1 protein-coding gene is annotated in these 4,865 nt (G+C 72.3%); it reads left to right on the plus strand.

Features of this window, described 5'->3' with window-relative positions; all coding sequences use genetic code 11:
• Window positions 1–967 precede the first annotated feature (967 nt).
• Window positions 968–4,780 carry an alpha-L-arabinofuranosidase C-terminal domain-containing protein gene (locus ACFXGA_RS33635; protein ID WP_378095027.1) on the plus strand — a complete coding sequence of 1,271 codons (3,813 nt, stop codon included), beginning with the start codon at window positions 968–970 and terminating at the stop codon, window positions 4,778–4,780.
• The last annotated feature ends 85 nt before the right edge of the window (window positions 4,781–4,865 follow it).

The raw sequence follows: 4,865 nt of genomic DNA on the forward strand, positions 1-4,865 counted from the left end.
TTGGTGTGGTGGGGGGGCGGGGGGGCGCGCGCGGGTGGGGGGGGGGGGGGGGGGGGCGGGCGCCCCCCCCCGCGCCCCCCCACCACATCTTCCGAACGCGGGCACGCGGGGCAGCCGGGCGGCCGACCGTCGTCGCGCGTCGGCCGAAAGTCCCGGATGACGGTCGGCGGCGCCGAGACCGGCTTCGGCGAGTCGGCGATCCGCTGCGCGGTCACCCTCGTCGACCAGCCCGCCGGGGGTGCGCGTCGTCCCCGAGCCGCTGCGCGCCCCGGCCGACTACCGCCGCGAACCCGACGGCGTCGGCTCCGGCCTGAAGGCGCCGTCCCGACCCCCGGCGTCATCCCCGGCGGCGACGGGGTCACCGTCACCGCATGGCGGTGACACCCCGCCCGCCCCGGTGGCGGACGGGATTCGCCGGCCCGGTGCGCCACCACCGCGGCCGCTGGTTTCGCGCAACATGTGTGCGCTAACAGGTTCGGTGGCCGGGGTCGGCGATCACCGGGGGTGTCGTCCGGTGCGCCTGGGTGACGAGTGAGCGCTCGGTGAGCGTCGGGTCGCCCATAGTGCGTGCTACAGCGTGGATCGGGGCACGGAAGTGGACATTGACAGTGGCGTTACCACGGTGTTTCAATGTTCACCCACCGAATGTTAGCGCTAACACACGAGACTCGCACCACGGCGTCACCGCGCCTCCTCCCGTGATCACCGCCCGCGGGCCCGTCCGGCCTGCCTCGTCGTCCCGCCCTCCGACCGCACGGCCACCGCCCCGCTCCGGCGGTGGTCCGCCGCGCCCTGACCACCGGAAGGAGCCCGCCGCATGAGACACCGCCGGGCAGGCGTCGCCGCCCGGGTCACCGCTGCCGCCGGCCCGGTCGACGCCCCGAACGCCACCGCCGCAGGCTCCCACCACGCCCCTCACGACCCTCTCAACTGCGACTGAACCGCCACCCCACCGGATAGGACCGCAATGAGACATCGGCACCGCCCGCGCCTCGCGCGCACCTCCTTCCTGGCCGCCGCGTTGATGGTCGCGGCCACCGTGACGGCGACCCCCGCCGCCACCGCCGCCGAACCGCCGCTGCCCGACGGCGCCAGGGTGGACGCCTTCGACGGCACGGCCCTGGGCCCCGACTGGACCGTCGTGAGCCCCGTCCCCGAGGCGCTGCGCGTCGCCGACGGCCGGTTGACGCTGACGTCGCAGCGCGGCGACACCTACCAGACCGCCAACGACGCCAAGAACCTCGTGCTGATGGACGTGCCGGACGCCGACTTCACCGTGGTCACCCGCGTGTCGGGGGCGGTCGCCAAGACCTACCAGGGCGCGGGGCTCATCGCCTGGCAGGACATGGACAACTACGTCCGGTCGGGCCTGACCTTCGTCGGCAACCTGTCCCCGTCGGGGCGGGCGATCGAGAACGACATCGAGACCCGCGCGGCGTTCACCGCCAACAAGTTCACCGACCGCCCCGACTCGACCGGCGAGACGCTGCGCATGCAGCGCACCGGCAACACCGTCGCCACCAGCTACTGGGACGGCCAGGCGTGGGCCGACGCGGGCACGGTGACCGTCACCTTCCCGATCACGAAGATCGGCCTGTACGCGTTCGCCGCGACCGACGGCACCGCCCACGAGGCCGCGTTCGACTACTTCGCGCTGTCCTCGGCGGGCGGCTCCGACCAGGTGCCCGCCGGGCAGTTCACGTTCACCACCCCGTACCTGACGACCAGCGGCGACGGCCTCGCCCTGACCGACTCCCGACCCGCGAACGCCCTCGCCCTGACCGCCACCGCGGCGGACGGCGCGACCGGCGCGGTCAAGCCCGTCACCCTGAAGTCGGGCGAGCGGCCGGTGGTCGTCCGCGACGGCAGGCTGGTGCTCGCCGCGCCGGGCACGACGCCGACCGCGCTGCGCCTGACCGACGTGGGCGGCGGCAAGGTCGCGCTGCGCTCCGCGGCCGACCCCGAGTCCTACGCCGTGCGCCGCGCAGACGGCGCGCTCGCGCTCGGCGGCCGGGCCGAGGCGGTCAGGCTGACCGTCACCCCGGTCAGCATCGCCGAGCACACCCTGGCCGTGGACACCGCCGCGCCGCGCACCGAGATCAGCGACGACCTGTACGGCATCTTCTACGAGGACATCAACTACGCCGCCGACGGCGGCCTCTACGCCGAACTGGTCCGCAACCGCTCGTTCGAGTTCAACTCCTCGGACAACGCCTCGTTCACCGGCCTCACCGCCTGGGAGGCGGTCAACCGCGCGGGCGCCACCGCCACGCCGACCGTCGGCACCGGTGACGGCCGCCTCAACGACAGCAACCGCTACTTCCTCACCCTGACCACGACCGGCGCGGGCGCGGGCATCCGCAACACCGGCTACAACACCGGGTTCGCCGTGAAGCAGGGCGACAAGTACGACGTGTCGCTGTGGGCCAAGTCCACCGCCGCCCAGGACCTGGCGGTCCGCGTGGAGGACGCCGCCGGCACCGGGGTGTTCGCCACCGGCACGGTCCGCGTCGAGGCGTCGTCGTCCTGGCGCAAGTACACCGCGACCCTCACCGCCACCGGCACCACGACCGCGGGTCGGTTCGCCGTGCTGGCCGGCGCGGCGGGCACGCTGAACCTCGACATGGTCTCCCTCATGCCTCAGGACACCTGGGTCGGCCCGGTCAACGGCCGCTCGGTGCTGCGCAAGGACCTCGCCGAGAAGATCGCCGCGCTGGAACCGAAGTTCCTGCGCTTCCCCGGCGGCTGCGTGACCAACGTCGGCACGTTCGACACCTACCTGGAGAGCGGCGGCGTCGACCGCCAGCGCACGTACCAGTGGAAGGAGACCATCGGGCCGGTCGAGGAGCGCCCGACCAACTTCAACTTCTGGGGCTACAACCAGTCCTACGGCATCGGCTACCTGGAGTACTTCAAGTTCGCCGAGGACATGGGCGCCACCCCGCTGCCCGTGCTGTCCGTGGGCGCGAACGGCTGCGGCAGCCGCATCCCCGAGATGACCGACGCGGCCCGCGTCCAGCGCTGGGTGGACGACACCGTCGACCTGATCGAGTTCGCCAACGGCGACACCACGACCGAGTGGGGCGCGAAGCGCGCGGCGCTCGGCCACCCGGCGCCGTTCAACCTGCGCTACATCGGCCTGGGCAACGAGGAGAACACCACGACCTTCGAGCGGAACTTCCCGGCCTTCCGGGACGCCATCAAGGCCCGCTACCCCGAGGTCGTCGTCATCTCCAACTCCGGTCCCGACGACGAAGGCGCGCGGTTCCGGGCGCTGTGGGAGTTCAACCGGGCGCAGAACGTCGAGATGGTCGACGAGCACTACTACAACGACCCGGCGTGGTTCCTGAACAACAACAACCGCTACGACAGCTACGACCGCAACGGCCCGCATGTGTTCCTCGGCGAGTACGCCTCGCGCGGCAACACGATGGGCAACGCGCTGGCCGAGGCGTCGTACATGACGGGCCTGGAGCGCAACGGCGACCTGGTCGAGCTGGCGTCGTACGCGCCGCTGCTGGCCAACGAGTCCTACGTGCAGTGGTCGCCGGACGCGATCTGGTTCGACAACGACGAGTCGTGGAACTCGGCGAGCTACTACGTCCAGCAGATGTTCTCGGTGAACCAGGGCGACCAGGTCGTGCCGAGCACCCTCACCGCGGGTCAGAGCCCGGAGCAGCCCGTCCGGGGCGGGGTGTTCCTGTCCACCTGGAACACCAGCGCGGCCTACGACAACGTGAAGGTCACCGCCAACGGCGACGGCTCGGTGCTGTTCCGGGACGACTTCTCGACCGCCCCGGCCTGGCAGCCGCAGGCCGGCTCCTGGGCCGTGCAGAACGGGCAGTACGTCCAGACCTCCACCACGACCACCGACGCGCGGTCGATCATCCCGGACGCCTACACCAGGAACTGGACGAATTACACCCTCGAACTCGACGCCCGCAAGGTGTCCGGCGCGGAGGGCTTCCTGATCGGCTTCGGGGCCGGGTCCTCCGGCGACTACTACTGGTGGAACCTGGGCGGCTGGAACAACACCCGGCAGGCCCTGGAGCGGGCCACCGGCGGCGCGCGCAGCGAGGTCGCCGAGGGTCCCGCCACGGTGATCGCCAACGACCGCACGTACAAGGTGAAGGTCGTGGTCGAGGGCGCGAAGATCAGCCTCTACCTGGACGGCGCGCTCCAGCTCACCTACACCCAGACCGCGCCGCGGACGCTGTACCAGGTCGTCACGGCCGACGAGGAGACCGGCGACGTCGTGGTGAAGGCCGTCAACCCGACCGGCGCCACCGCCCGCACCCGGGTGAAGGTCGACGCGGGCACCCCGATCGCGCCGACGGCGACCGTCACCGAGATGAGCGGCCCGCCGGGCACGGTCAACACCAAGGCCGCGCCGACGGCCGTCGCGCCGGTCGAGCGGGAGTGGACGGGGGCGTCGAACGACTTCACCTACGACTTCCCGGCCTACTCGGTCACGTTCCTGCGCCTGCACCGGGACGCCGACCAGGTGCCGCTCGACCTGACCGCGACCCCGCGGTGCGTCGGCGGCAAGGTCCACCTGGCCGTCACCGCGGTCAACACCGGCGACGTGCCGGTGGCGGTGGAGGTGACCACCCCGTACGGCGGTAAGGGCTTCGCCGCCGTCGAGCCGGGCAAGCAGGCGTACCAGTCGTTCAACACGCGCGCGGGCACCGTCCCCGCGGGCACCGTCACCGTGACCGCCACGCGCGACGGCCGGACGGCGACCCACACCGCCAACTACCCGTCGACCACGTGTTTCTGACGGTGCCGAGAGGACACGAGTGAGACCGCACCGAACCGCGGCCTCGGTGGCGGCGGTGGGGGGGGCGGGGGGGGGGCCGGCGGGT

It is taken from the genome of Actinosynnema sp. NPDC059335 (assembly GCF_042752395.1).
Lineage (GTDB): Bacteria > Actinomycetota > Actinomycetes > Mycobacteriales > Pseudonocardiaceae > Actinosynnema.

Coding starts and splice junctions, on each gene's coding strand:
- ACFXGA_RS33635 (WP_378095027.1), top strand. CDS start 968: ATGAGACATCGGCACCGCCCGCGCCTCGCGCGCACCTCCTTCCTGGCC.